Source organism: Acidovorax lacteus (assembly GCF_039540375.1).
Taxonomy (GTDB): Bacteria; Pseudomonadota; Gammaproteobacteria; order Burkholderiales; family Burkholderiaceae_C; genus Acidovorax_G; species Acidovorax_G lacteus.
Genome location: NZ_BAABEX010000002.1, coordinates 45,169 through 67,966 on the forward strand (window position 1 = coordinate 45,169; position 22,798 = coordinate 67,966).

The 22,798-nt window shown below is 64.1% G+C and carries 21 protein-coding genes; 5 read left to right on the plus strand and 16 right to left on the minus strand.

The features are described 5' to 3' along the window. Both guaA and guaB read right to left on the minus strand, forming a co-directional pair. Complete coding sequence (gene guaA, locus ABD866_RS01050; protein WP_345060346.1) at nucleotides 1-1,620, minus strand: glutamine-hydrolyzing GMP synthase; 1,620 nt, start codon at nucleotides 1,618-1,620, stop codon at nucleotides 1-3. A gap of 67 nt (nucleotides 1,621-1,687) precedes the next feature. Beyond that, the gene (gene guaB / locus ABD866_RS01055; protein WP_345060348.1) at nucleotides 1,688-3,157 is read right to left on the minus strand and encodes an IMP dehydrogenase; all 1,470 of its coding nucleotides are present in this window, start codon (nucleotides 3,155-3,157) and stop codon (nucleotides 1,688-1,690) included. A gap of 104 nt (nucleotides 3,158-3,261) precedes the next feature. Between guaB and ABD866_RS01060 the strand changes: the two genes are divergently transcribed. Continuing rightward, on the plus strand, nucleotides 3,262-3,783 hold the full coding sequence (locus ABD866_RS01060) for a DUF4124 domain-containing protein (RefSeq protein WP_345060350.1): 522 nt from the start codon (nucleotides 3,262-3,264) through the stop codon (nucleotides 3,781-3,783). 54 nt (nucleotides 3,784-3,837) lie between these two features. Here ABD866_RS01060 and ABD866_RS01065 read toward each other — a convergent pair whose 3' ends face one another. After that, on the minus strand, nucleotides 3,838-4,287 hold the full coding sequence (locus ABD866_RS01065) for an RnfH family protein (RefSeq protein WP_345060352.1): 450 nt from the start codon (nucleotides 4,285-4,287) through the stop codon (nucleotides 3,838-3,840). Further along, nucleotides 4,190-4,630: a type II toxin-antitoxin system RatA family toxin gene (locus tag ABD866_RS01070; RefSeq protein WP_345060354.1), complete on the minus strand. Its 441-nt coding sequence runs from the start codon at nucleotides 4,628-4,630 to the stop codon at nucleotides 4,190-4,192. The genes ABD866_RS01065 and ABD866_RS01070 overlap by 98 nt, the downstream gene beginning before the upstream one ends. Before the next feature lie 121 nt (nucleotides 4,631-4,751). Here ABD866_RS01070 and smpB point away from each other — a divergent pair, with 121 nt between their 5' ends. From smpB to ABD866_RS01090, 4 genes are all read left to right on the plus strand, one after another. Beyond that, the gene (smpB, locus tag ABD866_RS01075; RefSeq protein WP_345060356.1) at nucleotides 4,752-5,225 is read left to right on the plus strand and encodes an SsrA-binding protein SmpB; all 474 of its coding nucleotides are present in this window, start codon (nucleotides 4,752-4,754) and stop codon (nucleotides 5,223-5,225) included. Nucleotides 5,226-5,333: 108 nt separating this feature from the next. Continuing rightward, nucleotides 5,334-5,738, plus strand: coding sequence for a hypothetical protein (locus ABD866_RS01080; RefSeq protein WP_345060358.1), 405 nt, complete (start codon nucleotides 5,334-5,336; stop codon nucleotides 5,736-5,738). A gap of 41 nt (nucleotides 5,739-5,779) precedes the next feature. Next, on the plus strand, nucleotides 5,780-6,337 hold the full coding sequence (locus ABD866_RS01085; RefSeq protein ID WP_345060360.1) for an RNA polymerase sigma factor: 558 nt from the start codon (nucleotides 5,780-5,782) through the stop codon (nucleotides 6,335-6,337). 41 nt (nucleotides 6,338-6,378) lie between these two features. Then, complete coding sequence (locus ABD866_RS01090) at nucleotides 6,379-7,233, plus strand: anti-sigma factor family protein (protein ID WP_345060362.1); 855 nt, start codon at nucleotides 6,379-6,381, stop codon at nucleotides 7,231-7,233. A gap of 58 nt (nucleotides 7,234-7,291) precedes the next feature. Here ABD866_RS01090 and ABD866_RS01095 read toward each other — a convergent pair whose 3' ends face one another. The 12 genes from ABD866_RS01095 to glnA form a co-directional block, all read right to left on the minus strand. Next, nucleotides 7,292-8,386 carry an enoyl-CoA hydratase/isomerase family protein gene (locus ABD866_RS01095; protein WP_345060364.1) on the minus strand — a complete coding sequence of 365 codons (1,095 nt, stop codon included), beginning with the start codon at nucleotides 8,384-8,386 and terminating at the stop codon, nucleotides 7,292-7,294. Continuing rightward, entirely contained in the window at nucleotides 8,383-9,222 is an 840-nt protein-coding gene (locus ABD866_RS01100; RefSeq protein WP_345060464.1) for a DMT family transporter, read from the minus strand. Before ABD866_RS01100 ends, ABD866_RS01095 begins: the two co-directional genes overlap by 4 nt. Nucleotides 9,223-9,310: 88 nt before the next feature. After that, nucleotides 9,311-11,140 carry a translational GTPase TypA gene (typA, locus tag ABD866_RS01105; RefSeq protein WP_345060366.1) on the minus strand — a complete coding sequence of 610 codons (1,830 nt, stop codon included), beginning with the start codon at nucleotides 11,138-11,140 and terminating at the stop codon, nucleotides 9,311-9,313. Continuing rightward, a complete protein-coding gene (gene truB, locus ABD866_RS01110) occupies nucleotides 11,137-12,198 on the minus strand; it encodes a tRNA pseudouridine(55) synthase TruB (protein WP_345060368.1) in 1,062 nt (353 codons plus the stop codon). Before truB ends, typA begins: the two co-directional genes overlap by 4 nt. A gap of 3 nt (nucleotides 12,199-12,201) precedes the next feature. Next, the gene (gene rbfA, locus ABD866_RS01115) at nucleotides 12,202-12,573 is read right to left on the minus strand and encodes a 30S ribosome-binding factor RbfA (RefSeq protein ID WP_345060370.1); all 372 of its coding nucleotides are present in this window, start codon (nucleotides 12,571-12,573) and stop codon (nucleotides 12,202-12,204) included. Nucleotides 12,574-12,576: 3 nt separating this feature from the next. Next, nucleotides 12,577-15,450 (minus strand): translation initiation factor IF-2, encoded by a 2,874-nt coding sequence (gene infB, locus ABD866_RS01120; protein ID WP_345060372.1) that lies wholly within the window; start codon nucleotides 15,448-15,450, stop codon nucleotides 12,577-12,579. A 24-nt stretch (nucleotides 15,451-15,474) separates the two neighbouring features. Continuing rightward, nucleotides 15,475-16,962 carry a transcription termination factor NusA gene (gene nusA / locus ABD866_RS01125; RefSeq protein ID WP_345060374.1) on the minus strand — a complete coding sequence of 496 codons (1,488 nt, stop codon included), beginning with the start codon at nucleotides 16,960-16,962 and terminating at the stop codon, nucleotides 15,475-15,477. Between the two features lie 76 nt (nucleotides 16,963-17,038). Beyond that, entirely contained in the window at nucleotides 17,039-17,614 is a 576-nt protein-coding gene (gene rimP, locus ABD866_RS01130; protein ID WP_345060466.1) for a ribosome maturation factor RimP, read from the minus strand. A 190-nt stretch (nucleotides 17,615-17,804) separates the two neighbouring features. Then, nucleotides 17,805-19,385: a nitrogen regulation protein NR(I) gene (ntrC, locus tag ABD866_RS01135; protein ID WP_345060376.1), complete on the minus strand. Its 1,581-nt coding sequence runs from the start codon at nucleotides 19,383-19,385 to the stop codon at nucleotides 17,805-17,807. A gap of 36 nt (nucleotides 19,386-19,421) precedes the next feature. Then, nucleotides 19,422-20,513 carry a nitrogen regulation protein NR(II) gene (glnL, locus tag ABD866_RS01140; protein ID WP_425549526.1) on the minus strand — a complete coding sequence of 364 codons (1,092 nt, stop codon included), beginning with the start codon at nucleotides 20,511-20,513 and terminating at the stop codon, nucleotides 19,422-19,424. 2 nt (nucleotides 20,514-20,515) lie between these two features. Beyond that, nucleotides 20,516-21,046 carry a hypothetical protein gene (locus tag ABD866_RS01145; RefSeq protein WP_345060380.1) on the minus strand — a complete coding sequence of 177 codons (531 nt, stop codon included), beginning with the start codon at nucleotides 21,044-21,046 and terminating at the stop codon, nucleotides 20,516-20,518. A 231-nt stretch (nucleotides 21,047-21,277) separates the two neighbouring features. Continuing rightward, nucleotides 21,278-22,693 (minus strand): type I glutamate--ammonia ligase, encoded by a 1,416-nt coding sequence (gene glnA, locus ABD866_RS01150; RefSeq protein WP_345060382.1) that lies wholly within the window; start codon nucleotides 22,691-22,693, stop codon nucleotides 21,278-21,280. Between the last annotated feature and the right edge of the window lie 105 nt (nucleotides 22,694-22,798).

A 22,798-nucleotide genomic window follows, 5' to 3' on the forward strand; every position in this document is an offset into this window, starting at 1 on the left:
TCACTCCCACTCGATGGTGGCGGGCGGCTTGGAACTCACGTCGTAGGTCACACGGTTGATGCCGCGCACCTCGTTGATGATGCGGCCCGACACCCGCTTGAGCAGGCTGTAGGGCAGTTCGGCCCAATCGGCGGTCATGAAGTCGCTGGTTTGCACGGCACGCAAGGCCACGACGTAATCGTAGGTGCGGCCATCGCCCATCACGCCCACACTCTTGACCGGCAGGAACACCGTGAAGGCCTGGCTGGTCAGGTCGTACCAGCTCTTGCCCGAAGCCGGGTCGACGGCGGCGCGCAGCTCTTCGATGAAGATCGCGTCGGCGCGGCGCAGCAGATCTGCGTATTCCTTCTTGACCTCACCCAGAATGCGCACGCCCAGGCCCGGGCCCGGGAACGGATGGCGGTACACCATGTCGTGCGGCAGGCCCAGCGCCACGCCGAGTTCGCGCACCTCGTCCTTGAACAGGTCACGCAGCGGCTCCAGCAGCTTCAGACCGAGTTGTTCGGGCAGGCCGCCCACGTTGTGGTGGCTCTTGATGGTGACGGCCTTCTTGCTCTTGGCGCCGCCCGACTCGATCACGTCCGGGTAGATCGTGCCTTGCGCCAGGAAGGTCGCTCCGCGGTGCCCCTGGCCGCTGGCCTTGAGCTTCTCGGCCTCGGCCTTGAACACGTCCACAAACAGCCGGCCGATGATCTTGCGCTTCTGCTCCGGGTCGCTGACCCCTGCCAGCTCGCGCAGGAACAGCTCGCTTGCGTCCACGCGAATCACTTTGGCATGCAGCTTGCCGGCAAACATGTCCATCACCATGTCGCCTTCGTTCAAACGCAGCAGGCCGTGGTCCACGAATACGCAGGTCAGCTGGTCCCCGATTGCGCGGTGGATCAAGGCCGCAGCCACGCTGGAATCCACGCCGCCCGACAGGCCCAGGATCACCTCCTCGGAGCCCACCTGCGCGCGGATGGCTTCGACCGCCTCGGCGATGTGGTCGCGCATCACCCAGTCCGGCTGCGTGCCGCAGATGTTCAACACGAAGCGCTCCAGCAGCGCCCTGCCCTGCACGGTGTGCGTGACCTCGGGGTGGAACTGCACGGCATAGAAGCGGCGCACTTCGTCGGCCATACCTGCGATGGGGCAGCTGTCGGTGCTTGCCATGAGCTTGAAGCCCGGCGGCAGCTCAGTGACCTTGTCGCCGTGGCTCATCCACACCTTGAGCATGCCGTGCCCCTCGGGCGTGGTGAAGTCGGCAATGTCCCGCAGCAGCTCGGTGTGGCCGCGGGCGCGGACTTCGGCATAGCCGAACTCGCGCTTGTGCCCGCCTTCCACCTTGCCGCCCAGCTGCTGGGCCATGGTCTGCATGCCGTAGCAGATGCCCAGCACCGGCACACCCAGCTCAAACACGGCCTGGGGGGCCTTGTCGGTGGTCTCTTCATACACGCTGGCATGGCTGCCCGAGAGGATCACCCCCTTGAGCAGGCCGTCGGCCGCGTAGGCGCGCACCCAGTCGTCCGAGACATCGCAGGGATGCACCTCGCAGTAAACGTGCGCCTCGCGCACCCGGCGGGCGATCAGCTGCGTGACTTGCGAGCCGAAATCGAGGATGAGGATTTTCTGGTGTTGCATGGGACAGAGCAGGAAAGACAAAGGCCCGAACGCCTGGGAGGGGTTCGGGCCTGCGTTGCGGATCGCCTCAGTCGGCGCGGTAGTTCGGTGCTTCCTTGGTGATCTGCACGTCGTGGACGTGGCTTTCCCGGATGCCCGCGGTGGTGATTTCGACGAACTCGGCCTTGTTGTTCATCTCTTCAATCGTGGCACAGCCGCAGTAGCCCATGGAGGCACGTACGCCACCCGCCATCTGAAACACGATGGACACCATCGAGCCCTTGTAGGGCACACGGCCTTCAATGCCTTCGGGCACGAGCTTGTCGGCATTGGGGTTGCCGGTGCTCGACTCCTGGAAGTAACGGTCGGCACTGCCCTGCTGCATGGCACCGATGGAGCCCATGCCGCGGTAGCTCTTGTAGCTGCGGCCCTGGTACAGAATGACTTCGCCCGGCGCTTCTTCGGTGCCGGCGAACATGCCGCCCATCATCACCGTTGATGCCCCGGCCGCCAGGGCCTTGGCAATGTCGCCCGAGTAGCGAATGCCGCCGTCGGCAATCAGCGGAACGCCCGTGCCCTTGAGTGCCGTGGCCACGCTGTCGATGGCCATGATCTGGGGCACGCCCACACCCGCCACGATGCGGGTGGTGCAGATCGAACCCGGGCCGATGCCGACCTTCACGGCGTCGGCACCGGCCTCGACCAAGGCCAGCGCGGCAGCGCCCGTGGCAATGTTGCCGCCGATCACGTCGACCTGCGGGTAGTTCTGCTTGACCCAGCGCACACGGTCGATCACGCCCTTGCTGTGGCCGTGGGCCGTGTCCACCACGATGGCGTCCACACCGGCCTTGACCAGCGCTTCCACACGTTCCTCGGTGCCGTCGCCCACACCCACGGCAGCGCCCACGCGCAGGCGGCCCGAGGCGTCGCGCGCGGCATTCGGAAAGCTGGTCTGCTTGGTGATGTCCTTCACGGTGATCAGGCCCTTGAGCTCAAAGGCGTCGTTTACCACCAGCAGGCGTTCAAGCTTGTGCTTGTTCAGCAGGGCCTTGGCTTCGGCGGGCGTCGTGCCTTCGCGCACTGTCACCAGTTTCTCGCGCGGGGTCATGATCTGGCTGACCTTGACGTCGTACCGGGTCTCGAACCGCAGGTCGCGGCCCGTGACGATGCCGATCACCTTGCCGCCGTCGCAGACCGGAAAGCCCGAGATGCCGAGCTGCTCCGAGAGCTGCAGCACCTGCAGCACGGTGTGCTCGGGGGTGATGACCACGGGGTCGCGAAGCACGCCGGATTCGTAGCGCTTGACCTTGGCCACATGCGCGGCCTGCTCGGCTGGCGTGAGGTTTTTGTGCACGATGCCAATGCCGCCTTCCTGGGCAATGGCAATCGCCAAGCGCGCTTCGGTGACGGTGTCCATGGCGGCCGACACCAGCGGAAGGTTCAGCGCGATGTTGCGCGACAGGCGGGTGGCGAGGGAGGTGTCCTTGGGCAGGACCTGGGAGTACGCTGGCACCAGCAACACATCGTCGAAGGTGAGCGCTTTTCCGAGAAGGCGCATGTCAAAGCTCCAAAAAACGGATTGTACCCGCCCGTCTGTGGACACTGGCGCCCGCCGACTCCCGGACATTGGCAGCGCCCGGTGGCGCCCGCTACACTGCGCGGATGAACTGGTTCAAGCTCACATTGGCCGCGGTGGCATGCACCACCTGCCTGGGTGCTGCCGCGCAGTGGCAGTGGGTGGACAAGGATGGCCGCAAGGTGTTCAGCGACCGGCCGCCACCTGCCGATGTTCCGGCGAGCAGCATCCTCAAGCAGCCGGGCAGCCTCGCGCCTGTACCGCGCGCAGCGCCTGCGGCAGACGCCAGTACGGCGGCAGCGGCAGTCCCCTCTGCTCGCCCTGGTGCAAGCGCACCGGCCTCGGCAGGCAAAGACAAGGAGTTGGAGGCCCGCAAAGCGCAGGCCGAGGCCGCCGAGGAGGCCAAGCGCAAGGCCGAGGAGGAGAAAATCGCCAAACTCAAGGCGGAGAACTGCACCCGGGCCCGGCAGAGCAAAGCCCTGTTTGACGCAGGCAAGCCGGTCGCACGATCAAACGCACAAGGTGAGCGCGAGATCTTGGACGAAGCTGCGCGCAATGCCGAAGCCAAGCGTCTGGACGGCATCATTGCCAGCGACTGCGCGCGCTGAGCGTCCATGCGCTGATACCTCGCTGACGCCTTCACCGACAAGGCAAATTGCCCGTCAGTAACCCGCCTTGCCCCCAGGGCGCCGCCGCGAAAACAGCCCGGCTCCGCGGGCCCCCTGGCGCGTGAAGCGCTCACGTCTGGCCACCTTGGGGTCTACGAGCAAAGGCCGGTACAACTCGATGCGATCGCCTTCGCGCAAGGTTTGCTCTGGCCCTACCTTTCGCCCCCATATCCCCACCGAGAGGTTTGAGGGTGCATCCGAGGCATCGGACGGCTGAACGCAGGACAGCCCCAAAGTGTTCAGCAAGTCGGCCACTCGGGTTCCTGAGGGAACCTCCATGGACAGCTCCTGCACGGCGCGCGGCCCCAGACACTGCACCACCCAGACCACCAGCGGGTCGGCGCTTTCAGCCATAGACCTGCTCGGCGCGTTTGACAAACGCATCCACCATGCTGCCTGCGATCTTGTCAAACACAGGCCCCACCAATGCGGCCAGTGCCGCATTGTCGAATCCGTAATGCAGCAGCAGTTCGACCTTGCAGGCGCGTTGGCCGCCATCACCCACGGGGTGGAAATGCCAGTCGCCATCGAGCCGCGAAAACGGCCCCTTGACCAAGTGCATCTGCACACGACGGCCAGGCTCATGCTGGTTGCGCGTGACAAAGGTCTGTCGCAATCCCCCGAGAGAAATACCCACTTCAGCGGTCATGCCCTGATCGCTGCGCTCCAGAACGCCCGCATGGTCGCACCACGGCAAAAAACGGGGGTAGTGCTCGACCCCGGTGACCAGGGCGAACATTTCTTCAGGGCTGTACCAGATGAGGACGGACTTGTGGACGGTTTTCATGCAGCGGTCGGTGCGGGAGCCCGCCACCGGCGTAGCCGCCGGGGCCACTAGAATCGCAGGCTTCCCAGCGCGCATTGTAGGGAGGGCTTGAACCCTGCCGCAGGGCCGCATCTATATCCCCATGGCCAAGAAACCAGACACCTCCTCCCGCATCGCCGACAACAAAAAAGCCGCGTTCAACTACTTCTTTGAAGAGCATCACGAGGCCGGCATGGTGCTGCAAGGCTGGGAAGTCAAAGCCCTGCGCGAGGGCAAGGTACAGCTCACGGATGGGTACGTGGTGATCAAGGACGGCGAGTTGTTTCTGATCGGCTGCCAGATCAACCCGCTCCGAACAGCCTCCACCCATGTCAACCCGGAGGCCGCACGTACGCGCAAGCTGCTGTTGCACAAGGACGAGATCAGACGTCTGATCGGCAAGGTGGAACAGAAAGGCTACACACTGGTCCCACTGAATCTGCACTGGAAGAACGGCCGAGCAAAATGCGACCTTGCGCTGGCCAAAGGCAAGGCAGAACATGACAAGCGCGACACCATCAAGGACCGCGAAGGCAAGCGCGAGATTGAACGTGTCATGAAGAGCCGCCACCGCTGAAGCGACGGCGTGGTTTTTTTGCGCGGGACGGGAATAAAGGCGCGCTGCCCTGTGTTCTCGTACATGCGCGGCGTGCATCGTGCAGGCTGGCATCTACCGGAGACCCTCATGAAGACCCTGGCCCTCGCCCTCTCGTCCGCCGTTTTGCTGGCTGCCTGCGCCGCTCCCCCTTCCGTTCCCGTGCAGGCCAAGGACGGCGTACTGGTCGGCCCGAACGGCATGACGCTCTACACGTTTGACCGCGATACCGCGGGCAACGGCAAATCGGTGTGCAACGGCCCGTGTGCGACCAATTGGCCACCGCTGCTGGTCAAGGAATCCCGCGCCAGTGGTGACTACGGAGTAGCCACCAGCGCCGTAGGCGGGGAACCTTACAGCGTGGTCACACGCGACGACGGCAGCCGTCAGTTGGCCTACAAAGGCAAGCCGCTGTACTACTGGGCCAAGGATGCGAAACCTGGCGACCGCACGGGCGACGGCTTCAACAACGTCTGGCGGCTGGCGCGCCCCTGAGGCACAGACGACACGGCTGCTGGCTTCGCCTGTATTCCGCGGTGGACAGCATTCAGCTCAGCGACCATCTGCCCGGGTTGCGACGCTACGCGCGTCTGCTCACGGGCAATGCCTGGGCGGCCGACGATCTGGTGCAAGACACACTGGAGCGCGCGTGCCGCAAATGGCTGCTCTGGCGTACTGGCACCGATCTTCGGGCCTGGCTGTTCACTTTGATGCACCGCATTTACCTGAACCAGCAGCGTGGCCATCCTGGCCCCAACGCCTGGGTGGACCTGGACCCGCAAGACCTGCCCCTGGCAGCCACCGAACAGCCCACGGACCTGACACTGGACCTGGAGCGGGGCCTGCAGCGCCTGCCGCCCGAGCAGCGTGCGGTGCTGCTCCTGGTGACCGTGGAAGACATGCCGTACGCTGAAGCAGCCGCCGTGCTGGGCATTCCGGTGGGTACGGTGATGTCGCGCCTGGCGCGCGCCCGCGAGCGGCTGCGTGGCTTTATGGACAACACCGCCGGAACCGACGCACCGCTGGCCCCCACGCCACCGGCGGGCGTCTCTCCTGCCAGCGCTGCACGGCCCCGCCTGCGGCGATTGAAGTGACCTGTCCCACCACTGGAATGCGCCTGCCCCCTGAGCCCCCCATGAAGCCCTCAGATCCACCCCTTGACGATCCCTTGCTGCACGCATGGGCAGACGGTCGTCTGTCGCCGCAACAGGCGGCAAGGCTGTGGGCGAAGTGGCAGACCGACGGTGCAACCGCGCAGGAAGCGGCCGCTGCCTGGGCACAGCAACGCGCTCAATTGCGGGCACTGGCCGGTGCGCAGCCTGAGCCCACGCCTAGCGCACGGCTTGAAGAAGCAGCCAGGAAGGCGCAGCAGGCGCACACGCAATGGGCGCAGGCACGCCGCTGGTGGAACCGATCGGCCGTGGCGGCCTGCGTGGGTCTGGCGTTCGGTCTGGGCTGGCTGGCGCGCGAGGGGTGGCCCCCAGGGTCGGGGGCTGCGCCCACCATGGCCCAATCACAACGCGGCGCGCCTGCCACCCCGTACACGCTGGCGGCGGAGCCTCGGCGTTTTGCGCAACAGGCCTCCATGGCGCATGCCGTCTTTCAGCCAGAGGTGCGCCATCCGGTGGAGGTCACGGCCGCTCAGCAGGACCACCTGGTAGCCTGGCTCTCAAAGCGCCTGGGGCGGCCGCTGGCGGTGCCCAATCTCCAGCCGCAGGGCTTTGAACTGATGGGTGGTCGGCTGTTGCCTGGCGACAGCGGGCCCCGTGCACAGTTCATGTACCAGAACGCGGCCGGCGTGCGGGCCACGCTGTACGTGGGGGCTCTGGCGGCCCCCGGCGCAGCGGCCACCACGGCATTCGAGTTTCTGGACGAAGGTCCGGTGCCAGCGTTCTACTGGGTGGACCAGGGCTTTGGCTACGCGCTCAGCGCGCCGCTGCCGCGCTCCCAGCTCTGGACGCTGGTCAGCGCACTGCACCCGCAGCTCTGACGTGCAGGGCCGGTGCTGCCGCCGGCTGCGCCTGCGCCACAGCACAGGTGCAGCACAATCAGGCCAGCGTGGCCAGCGGATGTGCGTGGGCGGGCCAGGGGCTTTCAAAGAACGGGGCCACCATGTCCGGCGTCACGTCCTCAATGCGGGCGGGGTTCCAGCGCGGACTGTGGTCCTTGTCCACGGCCAGGGCGCGGATGCCCTCCACGGTTTCGCTTTGCCCGGGGCGCAGGTAGAAGCAGTGGCGCACCATGTCGCGCTCCATGCGGAGGTCGGCCGCCAGGTCCATGCCGCGGGCACGGCGGATCTGTTCCAGCACCACATGCAGCATCAGGGGCGAACGCTTGCGCAGCGTGGCCGCCGTCATCGGGGCCCAGGCGTTGCCTTCGGCGCACTCCAGCGAGCGCACGATGGCGGCCACGGAGTCGTGTGCAAAGTGGGCATCAATATCGGGCCTCGTGCTTTCCAACGCTGGCGGAGCAGCTACAAAATATGTAGCAACCAGTGCTTCGACGGCGGCGGCATCGGCAAAAGCCTGTGTGGCCAGCGCCTCCCACAGCGCCGCCTGCCGCTCGGACGGCACACAGCCATCGGCCAGACCGAACGCAATGGCATCCCCGGCGCCGATGGCATCGCCCGTGAGCGCCAGCCACTCGCCCACGCGGCCCGGGCAGCGGCTGAGGAAGTAGCCGCCCCCCACGTCGGGGAACAGGCCGATGGCCGTCTCGGGCATGGCCATCTTGGTACGTTCCGTGACGATGCGCACCGAGCCACCCTGGCTGATGCCCATACCGCCGCCCATGACGATACCGTCCATGAAGGCGATGTACGGCTTGGGGTAATGGTGGATCAGGTGGTTGAGGGTGTATTCCTCGGTGAAGAAGTCTTCGAGCTGCGGGTTGCCAGTGCTGCCCGCCTGGTGCAGAAAGCGGATGTCGCCGCCCGCACAGAACGCACCGAAAGCACCCTCGCGCCCGTTACCGCGAATGGCCACCGCCAGCACGCGGTCGTCGTGCTTCCAGGCCAGCAGTGTGGCCATGAGGCTGCGCACCATGCCCAGCGACAGCGCGTTCAGCGCCTTGGGGCGGTTCAGGGTGATCAAGCCTACACGGCCTCGCACCTCGGCCAGTACTTCTGCGGTTGTCTCCGTCATCGTTGTTCCTTCCATCCAAGCAGTTCGTTCAACACCAGCGCGCCGATCACGAGCACGCCGCCCACGAGCACGGCCTGCGACGGACGCTCGCCCGCGCCCACCCAGGCCAGCAAAATGCCGAAGATCACTTCCAGCAGGCCGAGCAATGCGATCTCGGGCGCCTTGAGCACCCGGCCGCAGTACACCACCAGCACGCAGGGGATGGCCAGTTGCACGAGTCCGAGCAGTGCCAGCAGGCCCAGGTCGTGCGCAGACGCCTGAAACGGCAGCGACAGCGGCAGCGTGGCCAGCGACGACAGCGCAGCACCGATCAGCACCGCGGGCACCAGATCCACCGCGTGACCATGGCGTTGCGAATGCTGCACCACCGTCCAGTTCGCTGCCGCCGCCAAGGGGACACCGGCCGCCACGAGCACGCCTGTCAGCGACACACCAGCGATCTGGGAGCCGTACATCCAGGCGATACCCAGCCCCGCAAGACCAATGGCACCCCAGGTACGAGGCGCGATGTGGTGCCCAATGAAAACCCGCGCCATGAGCGCTGTGAGCAACGGACCGGCTGCCATGGTGACCAGCACGTTGGCCACCGGCATGAGCAGGATGGCCACCATGAACGCGGTGAACATTACGCTCCAGCACAGGCCGGACAGCCACAACGCCACCCCACCGCGGCGCAGCGTGCCAAATACCGCGCGCCCTTGCAGCAGCGGCAACAGCACCATCAGCGACACCAGCATGAAAAAGCTGCGCCAGAAGGTCACCTCAAAGCTGCGGGCATGCTCCAGGTGGCGTGTGACCACCCCGGCAATCGACCACATCAGCGTCACGGCCACCATCAGCCACACGGCACGCCCGTGTGTGAGCCCGGCGAGAAAGCGCGGGCCACTCGCCCCCGGTGCTACGCCCGGGGCCTGTGTCCGGCGCTCAGGCGCCGTCACGGCTGGCGCGCTTGCGCTCGTGCTCCTTCAGGAAGCGCTTGCGCAGGCGGATGCTCTTGGGCGTGATCTCGACGAGTTCGTCGTCCTCGATGAACTCGACCCCGTACTCCAGCGTGAGCTCGATGGGGGGCGTAATCTTGATCGCGTCTTCCTTGCCCGACACGCGGAAGTTGGTGAGCTGCTTGGTGCGCGTGGCGTTCACCACCAGGTCGTTGTCGCGGCTGTGGATGCCCACGATCATGCCCTCGTACACCGGATCGCCTGCGCGCACGAACATGCGGCCGCGGTCGTCGAGCTTGCCCAGCGCGTAGGTGAAGATTTCACCGTCGTCCATGGAGATCAGCACACCGTTCTTGCGACCGCCGATGTCGCCCTTGTGCGGCTCATAGCTGTCGAAGATGTTGGAGATCAGGCCCGAGCCGCGGGTGAGGTTCAGGAATTCGTTCGAGAAGCCGATCAGGCCGCGCGCCGGAATGCGGTACTCCAGGCGAACACGGCCACGGCCATCGGGCTCCATGTTCACCAACTCGCCCTTGCGCTCGCCCAGGGCCTGCATCACGCCCCCCTGGTGTTGCTCTTCGATATCGGCCGTCACGAGTTCGATGGGCTCGCAGCGCTCGCCGTTGATGTCCTTGAACACCACGCGCGGCTTGGACACCGCCAGTTCGTAGCCTTCGCGGCGCATGTTTTCCAGCAGGATGGTCAGGTGCAGTTCGCCGCGGCCCGAGACTTCAAAAATGCCGTCTTCGTCCGTTTCCTTCACGCGCAAGGCCACGTTGTGCTGCAGTTCCTTCTGCAGGCGGTCCCAGATCTGCCGGCTGGTCACGAACTTGCCCTCACGCCCGGCCAGCGGCGATGTGTTCACGCAGAAGTTCATGGTCAGGGTGGGCTCGTCCACCTTCAGCATGGGCAGCGGCTGGGGGTTGTTCGGGTCGGTCACGGTCACGCCGATGCCGATCTCGTCAATGCCGTTGACCAGCACGATGTCGCCCGGGCCCGCCTCGGGGGTCTGCATGCGGTCCAGGCCCTGGAAGGTCAGCACCTGGTTGATGCGGCCCTTGGTGGACTTGCCATCCGGGCCTTCCATCACCACCACATCCATGCCGGGCTTGATCGTGCCCTGGCTCACGCGGCCCACACCGATACGGCCCACAAAAGTGGAGAAATCCAGTGCCGAGATCTGCAGCTGCAGCGGTGCCGCCGGATCGCCCGAATTGGCGGGCACGTGCTGCAGCACGGTGTCAAACAGCGCCGACATGTCGGTGCCCCACTGCTCGCCAGGCGCGCCCTCTTCGAGCGAGCTCCAGCCGTTGATGCCCGAGGCATACACCACCGGGAAGTCGAGTTGCTCGTCGGTGGCGCCCAGCTTGTCAAACAGGTCAAACGCGGCGTTGATCACCTTGTCGGGCGCGGCGCCCGGCTTGTCCACCTTGTTGACCACGACGATGGGCTTGAGGCCCAGGGCCAGCGCCTTCTTGGTCACAAAGCGCGTCTGCGGCATGGGGCCTTCTTGCGCATCGATGAGCAGCAGCACGCCATCGACCATGGAAAGCGCTCGCTCGACTTCACCACCGAAGTCCGCGTGGCCCGGAGTGTCCACGATGTTGATGTGCGTGCCCTTCCACGACACGGCACAGTTCTTGGCCAGAATGGTGATGCCACGCTCACGTTCGATGGCGTTGTTGTCCATCACCGTATCCACCACCTTCTCGTGGTCGGCGAAGGTGCCGGACTGGCGCAGCAACTGGTCCACCATGGTGGTCTTGCCATGGTCGACGTGCGCGATGATGGCGATATTGCGAATCTGTTTGCTCATAGTGTTTCCAATGTGCCGCTGGCATTGAGGCGCGGCGGTCCTTCCAAAATCTGTTGAATCTCCAGAGGGCTGAGCAAGCGGTCGGGGATCAACTCTCCCGCCGTCACATGCCCGACGCCCAGCAATGCACGAGGGCGTGCACCGAACACGGCAACCGCCGGAGCATCGGCCCATGCACCTCGGCGGCGAACCCCCGACAGGAAACGTCCGGCGGACGCTTCATCGAGCGTGATCGACGGATAGGCTCCGAGCAGACACTCAACCGGCTGTAGACAGGCCCAACGCTCCGCTTCGTTCATGGACTCCAGTGCGGCCAAGCTCACACAGCCCCCCAAGCCGATGCCACCGGTCTCGGTGCGGCGCAGCAGCGTCAAGTGGGCACCGCAACCCAGCGCAACGCCCAGGTCTTCGCCCAGTGTGCGGATGTAGGTCCCCTTGGAGCAGGCGACATCGATGAGCAGTTGGGCGGTGCCGTCCTCCAGCACCTCCAGCCGCAGATCGAGCGCGTGGATGTGCACTGTCCGCGGCTCACGTTCCACTTCAATGCCAGCACGCGCATATTCGTACAGCGCTTTGCCGTCTTTCTTGAGCGCGCTGTGCATGGGCGGCACCTGCTGGATCAGGCCCAGAAAGCGCTCGCGCACTGCAGGCAGCAAGGCGGTCACCACGCCCAGATCCACCGCACGACGCTCCAGCACTGCGCCTTCGGCATCTCCCGTGCTGGTGGTCACGCCGAGCCGAGCCACAGCGGTGTAGCGCTTGGGCGCTTCGAGCTGGATCTGGCTGAACTTGGTGGCTGCACCAAAGCACAGAGGCAAAACCCCGGTGGCCAAAGGATCGAGGGTGCCGGTGTGCCCAGCCTTCTCGGCCCGCAGCAGCCACTTGGCCTTTTGCAAAGCATCGTTGCTCGACAGACCCAGGGGCTTGTCCAGCAGCAGCACCCCGTGCACCGGGCGGCGCTGGATGCGCACCCGCGGTGCGCGAGCGGCCTCAGCAGGCCGTGCACCGGCCTCCCCCAAGGAGGCCAAGGCACCTTGGGGCAGCCCGGCGTCGTGCATCGCTCAGTCGTCCTTGGCCCGGGTGGCGATCGCCTTGGCGATCAGCGCGTTCATGTCCGCTGCGCGCTCGGTCGTACGATCAAAAACGAAGTGCAAGGTCGGCACCGTATGGATATGCAGACGCTTGAACAAGCCATTGCGCAAGAAACCTGCGGCCTGGTTCAGCGCGTCCTGCGTCTCCTGCGGGTCACCCGTCAGCAAACTGAAGAACACCTTGGCATGGGCGTAGTCGGGCGTGACTTCCACACCCTGCAGCGTGACCATGCCAACACGGGGGTCCTTGAGCTCGCGCGCGATCAGCTCCGTCAGATCGCGCTGAATCTGGTCGGCCACTTTGAACGCGCGATTGGGCGCAGACGACTTCTTCGCAGGCATGGCTTACAGCGTCCGGGCGATTTCCTTGATCTCGAAGAACTCCAACTGATCACCTTCCTTGATGTCGTTGTAGTTCCGGAGCTTGATACCGCACTCGAAGCCTTCCTTGACTTCCTTGACGTCGTCCTTGAGGCGGCGCACCGACTCGACTTCGCCCGTGTAGATAACCACGTTATCGCGCAGCAGGCGGAACTTGCAGTTGCGCGTGACCTGGCCCGAGGTGACGTACGAACCCGCCACCGTACCGATCTTGGACGCCACGAACACCGTGCGGATCTCGGCCGTACCGATCTCCTCTTCACGCTGCTCGGGCGCCAGCATCCCGGACATGGCTGCCTTCAACTCGTCCACGGCGTCGTAGATGATGTTGTAGTAGTGGATGTCCACATCGTTGGTCTCTGCCGTCTTGCGCGCGCCGGTGTCGGCACGGACGTTAAAGCCGATGACGATGGCCTTCGAGGCAATAGCCAGGTTGATGTCCGACTCGCTGATGCCGCCCACGCCGGCATACACCAGCTGGACCTTGATCTCGTCCGTCGACAGCTTGAGCAACGAAGCAGCAAGCGCCTCCTGCGAACCCTGCACGTCGGCCTTGATGATGATCGGCAACGTCTGAACTTCGCCTGCCTGCATCTCGGCAAACACGTTCTCCAGCTTGGCCGCCTGCTGCTTGGCCAGCTTCGTATTGCGGAACTTGCCTGCACGGTAGGTGGCAATCTCACGGGCACGGCGTTCGTCGGCAAGCACCATGAACTCGTCGCCAGCTTGCGGCACGTCCGACAGGCCCTGGATCTCGACTGGAATAGAAGGACCTGCCGACTTGGTGGCACGGCCGTTTTCATCCAGCATGGCGCGCACACGGCCATAGGTCTGGCCGGCCAGTACCACATCACCCACTTTGAGCGTGCCCGACTGGACGAGGACCGTAGCCACCGGGCCGCGGCCCTTGTCGAGCTGGGCCTCAATGACCAGGCCCTTGGCGGCGGCATCCACCGGCGCCTTGAGCTCCAGCACTTCCGCCTGCAGCAGCACCTGCTCGAGCAACTCGTCGATGCCCATGCCCGTCTTGGAAGAGACGGGCACAAAAGGCGAATCACCGCCGTACTCTTCAGGCACGACCTCTTCAACCACCAGTTCCTGCTTCACGCGGTCGGGGTTGGCATCGGGCTTGTCGGCCTTGGTGATTGCCACCACGATCGGCACCTTGGCGGCCTTGGCGTGCTTGATCGCCTCTTTGGTCTGGGGCATCACACCATCATCGGCGGCCACGACCAGAATGACGATGTCGGTCGCCTGAGCGCCGCGGGCCCGCATGGCCGTGAAGGCCTCGTGGCCCGGGGTGTCGAGGAAGGACACCATGCCGCGCGGCGTTTCGACGTGGTACGCACCGATATGCTGCGTAATCCCACCGGCTTCGCCAGCCGCCACCTTGGTGCGGCGGATGTAGTCCAACAGCGAGGTCTTGCCATGGTCAACGTGGCCCATGACGGTGACCACCGGGGCGCGCGGCAGGGCTTCGGCCTGCTGCATCGCCGCCGACTCCTCGGCCGTGAAGGCTTCTGGATCGTCCAGAGCCGCCACCACGGCCTTGTGGCCCATTTCTTCCACGACGATCATGGCCGTATCTTGGTCCAGCGGCTGGTTGATGGTGACCATCTGGCCCATCTTCATCAGCGTCTTGATGACCTCGGAGGCTTTGATCGACATCTTGTGCGCGAGCTCAGCCACCGTAATGGTCTCTGGCACGTGCACTTCGATGATGCGCGCCTCGGCAGCGGCCGCTTGCTGGTGGTCGTCGCGGTCGCGATCATTGCCACGGCGACCACGCGGACCGGCGCGCCAGTTGTTGCGACCCACGCCGCCACTACTGTCGCCGCGGGTTTTGATTTCCTTCTTTTTCGCGGTGTCGTTGGCCCAGCTGGACGACAGCTTGGACGACTTGACTTCCTTATTGCCCGCACCGGCGGCAGGTGCGGCAGCACCCGTACGCGCTGCCCCTGCCGTGGCAGAGCCCGTCGCAGGCTTATGCAGCGTGCCCTTCTTGGCATCGGCTCCGGCAGGCTTGGCCACCGGCTTGGCTTCCTCAGGTTTCTTGGCCACCATGACCGCACGCTTGGGCGCCGCCAGCATTGAGCGGATGGCGGCCGCCTCGGCTTCCGCCTTGCGACGGCGGGCCTCAAGATCGGCTGCGCGGGCCGTTTCTTCTGCAGACCGGGCCGCCGATTCCGCAGCAGCTTTCTCACGCGCCTCGGCAGCGGCCTTTTCGCGGGCCGCCGCTTCTGCCGCCTGCTCGCGAGCTGCCTCCGCCTTCTGAGCGCTGGCTTGGGCTCGCTTGGCGGCCTCCTCGGCAGCATATGCCGCAGCGCGCTCTTCAGCTTCGCGTTCCTTGAGTTCGCGCTCTTCACGCTCCTTGCGTTTTTGAGCCAGCTCTTCCTCCTGACGGCGGATCAACTCGGCCTGACGGCGCGCCTCCTCTTCGCGACGAGTCAGCTCCTGCTGCTGCAGCGCTTCTGCATCGCTCTGGGCAGCGGCTCCTTGGACTGAAGCCTCACCTTCGGCGGTCGCATCCAGACCATCCTCACGCTTGATGAAGGTGCGCTTCTTACGCACCTCCACTTGGATGGTACGGGCCTTGCCGCTGGCATCGGCCTGCTTGATTTCGCTGGTCGACTTCTTCACCAGCGTGATCTTCTTGCGGTCCGCGCTGAGGGTACCGTGGCTGGCCTGAAGGTATGTCAGCAGCTTTTGCTTGTCCGACTCAGTCAGCGGGTCGGCGGGAGACGCCTTGCCCACACCGGCTGCACGCAGCTGGTCCAGCAGGATTTCAGGGGACTTCTTGAGCTCGTTGGCGAACTCGGCGACAGTGTTACTCGACATATACGGTTCTTGCCTCCCTGACCCTTACTGCTGCCCTGCGCTGAACCAATGTTCACGCGCCTTCAGAATCAGGGCTTTCGCTTCTTCCTCGGACTGGCCGGTCAGGTCGGTCAGTTCGTCGATGGCCAAATCGGCCAGTTCGTCACGCGTATGCACACCACCCTGGGCCAGCTTGGCGATCAGCTCGGGCGTCAGGCCTTCCAGATCGCGCAGATCCTGGGAGACCTCTTCGACGCTTTCTTCGCGCGCAATCTCGATGGTCAACAGAGCATCCTTGGCTCGCGCCCGGAGTTCGTTCACCGTTTCCTCGTCGAAGCTCTCGATTTCCAGCATTTCGGCCAGCGGCACATAGGCCACTTCCTCAAGGCTGGTAAAGCCCTCGGCGATCAGGATGTCCGCAATCTCTTCATCCACGTCGAGCTTTTCCATGAAGAGCGCCCGAACGGCGGTGGTTTCTTCCGCCTGCTTCTGAGCCGACTCGTTCGCGTCCATGATGTTGATCTTCCAACCCGTGAGGTCAGAAGCCAGGCGCACATTCTGGCCGCCACGTCCGATTGCGATGGCGAGGTTCTCTTCGTCCACCACAACGTCCATGGCGTGCTTTTCCTCATCCACCACGATGGACTGGACGTTGGCGGGAGCCAGCGCGCCGATCACGAACTGGGCTGGGTCTTCGGACCAGAGCACAATATCGACCCGCTCGCCGGCCAGCTCGTTGGTCACGGCATTCACTCGGGTACCGCGCACCCCCACGCAGGTGCCGATGGGATCCACCCGCTTGTCATGGCTCAGCACGGCAATCTTGGCTCGCGAGCCAGGGTCCCTGGCGCAGCTCTTGATCTCCAGCAGACCTTGCTCGATCTCGGGCACTTCCTGCCGGAACAGTTCGATCATGAATTCCGGAGCCGACCGCGAAAGGATGATGGGCGCACCGCGCAGGGTGAGATCCACCTCCATGATCATGGCGCGCACGCGATCGCCCGTACGCAGGTTCTCCTTGGGGATCATCTCGCCCCGGCGCAGACGCCCCTCGACACGACCAGACTCAACAATGATGTCGCCCTTGTCCATGCGCTTGACCGTGCCGGTGAAAATCTTTTCTCCACGCGACATGAAGTCATTGAGCAGCATCTCGCGCTCTGCGTCGCGAATCTTTTGCAAGATCACCTGCTTGGCTGCCATGGCGCCGATACGACCAATCGGCACTGACTCCACCGACTCCTCGATGTACTCGCCCACTTCGATGTCTGCAATCCGCTCCCGCGCATCCATCAGCAGCTCTTCCGCATCGGGATTCTGCAAGCCAGCGTCGTCTGGCACGACCAGCCAGCGGCGGAAGGTTTCGTAGTTGCCGCTGTCGCGATCAATCGACACGCGGATGTCCACTTCGCCGGGATACAGCTTCTTGGTGGCCTGAGCCAGTGCAGACTCCACTGCTCCAAGGACCACGTCCCGCTCGACGTTCTTCTCGCGCGAAATGGCTTCAACCAACATCAACAGTTCGCGGTTCATGCGACAACTCTCCTATTTCTCAATCTGCGCTGGCATCCGGCAACACCGGCCGCCACTCCATGAATCACCTACCGGCTCACGCCGAGGTGCCGCCACGTCCCTTGAAGTCCACGATCGGCGCCAGTCGTGCGTCACGAATCTCGTCCAGGCTGAATCCGAGAACATGCACCGGCGCGGGCGCCCTCTTCTTGCTGACTTTCTGACCAGGCTTGATCACCACCTCGTCACTCCACACAATCTGCCAGTCGCCGTTTTCAGCCCGCTCCAACGTGCCACGAAATTTCTTGCGATTGGCGCTGACTTGCCCGCCTGCCGCAGCCCCCATCGGCGCCTTCAAGGTGATGTCGATCACCGACCCCGTAAAACGCTCGAAGTCCTGGACGTGGCGCAAAGGGCGATCGATGCCCGGCGAGGAGACTTCGAGCCGACGGTACTCGACGCCATCCACCTCCAACGCAAACTGCAGCTGACGCGTGACTTTCTCGCAATCTTCCACGGTAACGAACTGCTCATGCGCTGCCTCATCCGCTTGAGGCGGCGCCCAAGGCAGGTCAATCGTGACACGCAGCAGGCCGCCCGCAGAGCGCTCCACCTCCACGAGGTCATAGCCCAGGCCGATCACAGTTTGTTCAACGATTTGCTGCAGCGCCACGTGTTTCAGTTCAATCCCGGAAAAACGAAAAACCCGACAACCCCCAGAGGCTTCGAGCTCCAAAAGTGAGCGACCAAAAAAAACGGGCGGTTGGTACCCGCCCGTTTGGTCGTGAAGCCGTGATTGTACCGGGTAAATGCCGCAGATGCCAAGGGAATACGGGGAACCGCCGCCGCGGCAAAGCCCGCAATCAGGATTCGTCGGCGCTATCGAGTCCGAGCTCCTGAATCTTTCGGGTGATGGTGTTGCGCCCGATACCGAGACGTTGTGCCGCCTCCATACGCCGTCCGTGCGTCGCGTGCAAGGCCGTGCGGATCAGCCTGGATTCAAAGCGTCGTGTCAGAATGTCCCACACTTCGGCATGTCCTCCGGCAAGAAGCTTTTGGGCCTCGGTCTCCAGTCCTGACTCCCAGGTCGCTCCCTCGGCAACGCTGGAGCTGCCAGTCACGACGCTCGCGGCGGCCAGCGGCAACGCGGAGGGGGACTCCGCCCCCACCACCGCCACGGGTGTAGCCGCCGGCGCGGGCTCTGACGACGACTGAGCTGCCGCCTGCGAGACGTGCCCCCCCGCGCCACCAACAGACCCCGCCAGAGGCGCATCCAACACCTCGGGCGGCAAGTCCTGCAAAGAGATCACCTGAGCGGGGGCCATCACCGTCAGCCAATGGCAAATGTTCTCCAGCTGGCGCACATTACCGGGAAACCCGAACTGCTCCAGGCGCGCCAATGCAGCATCGGAGATCCGCTTGGGTTCGACCCCCAACTGACGTGCACTTTGCTGCAAAAAGTGCCGTGTGAGCATCGGCACATCCTCCGGCCGCTCGCGCAAGGGCGGCAAGCGCAGTCGGATCACATTCAGCCGGTGGAAAAGATCCTCACGGAAGCCCCCCTCTTTGACCCGCCGCTCAAGGTCTTGGTGCGTTGCAGCGATCACGCGCACATGGGCCTTGACCGGAGCGTGGCCTCCCACGCGGTAAAACTGCCCGTCCGAAAGAACGCGAAGCAAGCGGGTCTGAAGATCAAAGGGCATATCCCCAATCTCGTCCAGAAAAAGGGTCCCCCCCTCGGCCTGCTCAAAACGCCCACGCCTCTGGGTTTGCGCCCCCGTGAATGCCCCCCGCTCATGCCCGAACAACTCGGATTCCAACAAGTCTTTCGGAATCGCGGCTGTGTTGATCGCCACAAACGGGCCGTCTGCGCAGGGTGAGTGCTTGTGCAAAGCGCGGGCTACCAACTCCTTGCCAGATCCAGACTCTCCGGTGATCAGCACCGTCACCTGACTCTGACTGAGGCGGCCAATGGCGCGGAACACGTCCTGCATCGCGGGGGCCTGACCCAACATCTCTGGGGCGGCCGCCTGCCGCTCCTCCACCACCTCTTCGCGCTGACTTTCTTCGACAGCGCGGTGGATCAACTCTACCGCCTTGGGCAAATCAAATGGTTTGGGCAGGTACTCAAAAGCCCCACGCTGGAATGCAGAGACGGCACTATCAAGATCCGAGTACGCCGTCATGATGATGACGGGAAGGCCAGGCTGCAGTTCACGCACCTTCTCAAGCAACTGAAGCCCCGAGCCGCCTGGCATGCGAATGTCGCTCACCAGAACCTGCGGCCCCTGGCGGGCAGGGTCCCCCTGCCCCAGATCTGCCAGGGCATCCAGCACTTCACGCGGATGGGTAAAACTGCGCGTGGGAAGGCTTTCCCTTGCCAACGCCTTCTCCAGGACGAAGCGGATCGAGGGGTCGTCATCTACTATCCAGATCGGCTTCATGTGTGGATCTACCTTCCCATTGATTGCGTCAAGACCTTAGGGCAACGGGATCAGGATGCGAAAGTCCGTGCGCCCCGGCACGCTATCGCATTCGATCAGGCCGTGATGGCGTTGTACGAATGTCTGCGCCAAGGTGAGCCCGAGCCCTGAACCGCCGTCACGGCCCGACACCAGGGGATAGAAAATCCGCTCCTTGATGGCATCGGGCACGCCTGGGCCGTTGTCGATGACATGCAATTCCAGTGCCAGCCGGTAGCGTTGACGCCCGAAAGTAACCTGCCGAGCCACACGTGTTCGCAGGGTGATGCAGGCGTCGCCCCTTGCAATCCGCTCGGTCAGCGCCTGCGCAGCGTTCTGCGCCACATTCAGCAGTGCCTGGATGAGCTGCGCACGGTCACCCCGAAACTCGGGGATGGAGATGTCGTAGTCGCGCTGTACCTTTAGGCCTTGCGGGTACTCCACCAGGATCAGCGACCGCACCCGCTCGCAGACTTCGTGAATGTTCACGTCGCCGACCAGATGGGGGTGGCGGTGCGGCGCCAACAGACGGTCCACCAAAGATTGCAGACGGTCGGCCTCATGGATGATGACCTGGGTGTACTCCGACAGTTCGCGGCTGTCGAGCTCCATCTCCAGCAACTGGGCTGCGCCGCGGATGCCACCGAGGGGATTCTTGATCTCGTGCGCTAGATTGCGGATGAGCTCCTTGTTCGCTTGCGCCTGGTCCCGCAGGCGCTCCTCCCGGTCCTGACGGGCCTGCTGCTCCAGCGGCCACAGCTCCACCATAACCTCCTCAGGAGATTCGGCCACTGTGACGTTCACATGCACTGGCACAGGGTCCTGGTGAAGACGCTTGAGTGCCGCCTCGTAACGCAGGGCGGCAAAATCCTGCTCTCGCGCTCCAGTCAACGCTGTTTGCAGCAATGCAGGATCTGCGAAGAAAGCAGCGAACTCCGTTCCCTCCAAGGTACGCCGCGACAAGCCCAGGGTGTTCTCCAGCGAGGCATTGGCAAACTTCACGGTGCCGTCGCGATGGAGTACCGCGATCAGCGTCGATAGCTGGTCCAGACTCTGGAAGCGCTGCTGGTGCTCCACGGTCAATGCCGTGTCGGTACGTTGCACAGGCATGCTCACCGAGGCGGGGCAGGCGGCAGGCGGCTCAGTTCCCGCTTGATCCCTGCGATGTCGCTCTCAGCGCGCGCGACGCTGGCCTTCAGCTCGGCCGTACGCTCCATGTAGCGCTGCGGGTTGCGCAGATCGAGCGCATTGCGCTCCGGATTCCCGTTGTTGTATTCGCGTACCAGGTCTGCGTGACGTGCCTCCGCCTTGCGCAATTCCGATTCGAGAATCGCCCGCGCATCTGCGTCGCGGGCACGCTGGTCGTTGTTGTCCACGCGCGGCCCAGAGGGCGGAGATGCGGGCGCCGCCGGGGCCGCCGCAGCGGCGGCGGCTGCGGGCGCGGCACTGCCGCTGGCACCTCGCGCGCCCTGCACCACAGTCACATTGCCCCCCTCCACCAGTTTGCAGCCACGCTCGCGTGCCTGTTGCGCATTGTTGGTGTATTCGTTGCCGCAGCGATAAATACGGTCTTGAGCCGTCACGGCAAACGGCAGGCTCAAGAGCAGGGTCAAGGTGGTCAGCGTGATCAGGGTATTCTTCATTCGGTGTCCTCGCACGGTCATGCAGGCGCTGCATGGAGTATCCCCCGAATCACCGGGGTCCGCCAAACAGTCAATGGCCGCCGTGTGGATCAACCAAAGACCTCCATCGGCAGACTCCTGTGCATGTCCGTGGTTCCCAACAGACCAGCATGGCCGATGCGGTGACAACAATAGGCCCAGAACAAAAAAGGCGGCCGAAGCCGCCTTCTGTGCAATGCACCGTCGCTGCAATTACAGCGAGTAGTACATGTCGAACTCAACCGGGTGGGGTGCCATGCGGAAGCGCGTGACTTCGCCCATCTTGAGCTCGATGTAAGCGTCGAGCATCGAGTCGGTGAACACGCCGCCCTTGGTCAGGAAGGCACGGTCCTTGTCCAGATACTCCAGGGCCTGGTCCAGGCTGTGGCACACGGTGGGCACCAGCTTGTCCTCTTCGGGCGGCAGGTGGTACAGATCCTTCGTGGCGGCTTCGCCCGGATGGATCTTGTTTTCCACGCCGTCCAGGCCGGCCATCATCAGGGCCGAGAAGCACAGGTACGGGTTGGCCGAGGGATCAGGGAAGCGCGCTTCGATGCGACGGCCCTTGGGGTTGGCCACGTAGGGAATGCGGATCGAGGCCGAGCGGTTGCGGGCCGAGTAGGCCAGCTTCACCGGAGCTTCAAAGCCGGGCACCAGGCGCTTGTAGCTGTTGGTGCCAGGGTTGGTGATGGCGTTCAGGGCACGGGCGTGCTTGATGATGCCGCCGATGTAGTACAGCGCGAAATCGCTCAGGCCTGCGTAGCCGTCACCAGCGAACAGGTTCTTGCCATCCTTCCAGATCGACTGGTGCACGTGCATGCCCGAGCCGTTGTCGCCCTGGTAGGGCTTGGGCATGAAGGTAGCGGTCTTGCCGTAGGCGTTGGCCACGTTCCAGACCACGTACTTCAGGACCTGCGTCCAGTCGGCGCGCTCGACCAGCGTGCTGAACTTGGTGCCGATTTCGTTCTGGCCTGCGCCCGCCACTTCGTGGTGGAACACCTCAACCGGAATGCCCAGCGACTCGAGGATCAGGACCATCTCGGCGCGCATGTCTTGCGTGCTGTCGACCGGAGGCACGGGGAAGTAGCCGCCCTTGGTGGTGGGACGGTGGCCACGGTTGCCACCCTCGAGCTTGGCGCCCGAGTTCCAGGGGGCTTCGTATTCTTCGATTTCGCTGAACACGCGGCCGGGCTCGTTGCTCCAGCGCACGCCGTCAAAAATAAAGAACTCGGGCTCCGGACCAAAGTAGGCCGTGTCGCCCAGGCCGGAGGCCTTCAGGTAGGCTTCGGCGCGCTTGGCGATCGAGCGCGGGTCACGGTCATAGGCCTTGCCGTCGCTGGGCTCCACCACGTCACACTGCAGGAACAGTGTGGTTTCTTCAAAGAACGGGTCAATGTTGGCCGTGTTCGGGTCGGGCATGAGTTGCATGTCCGAGGCCTCAATGCCCTTCCAGCCTGCGATGGACGAGCCGTCAAACGCATGACCGGTGGTGAACTTGTCTTCGTCAAAGTGGGAGATCGGCACGGTCACGTGCTGCTCCTTGCCGCGGGTATCGGTGAAACGGAAGTCCACGAACTTGACTTCGTTCTCCTTCACCATCTTCATCACGTCTGCAACGGTCTTGGCCATCAGGTTCTCCTGGAAAAGCGCGGTTTAAAAAATGACGCCGGTATCTAAGCAGTTTGCGTGCCAGGCGAGTGCACACACGCACAGGGAAGGAGCAGGCTGCGGGCA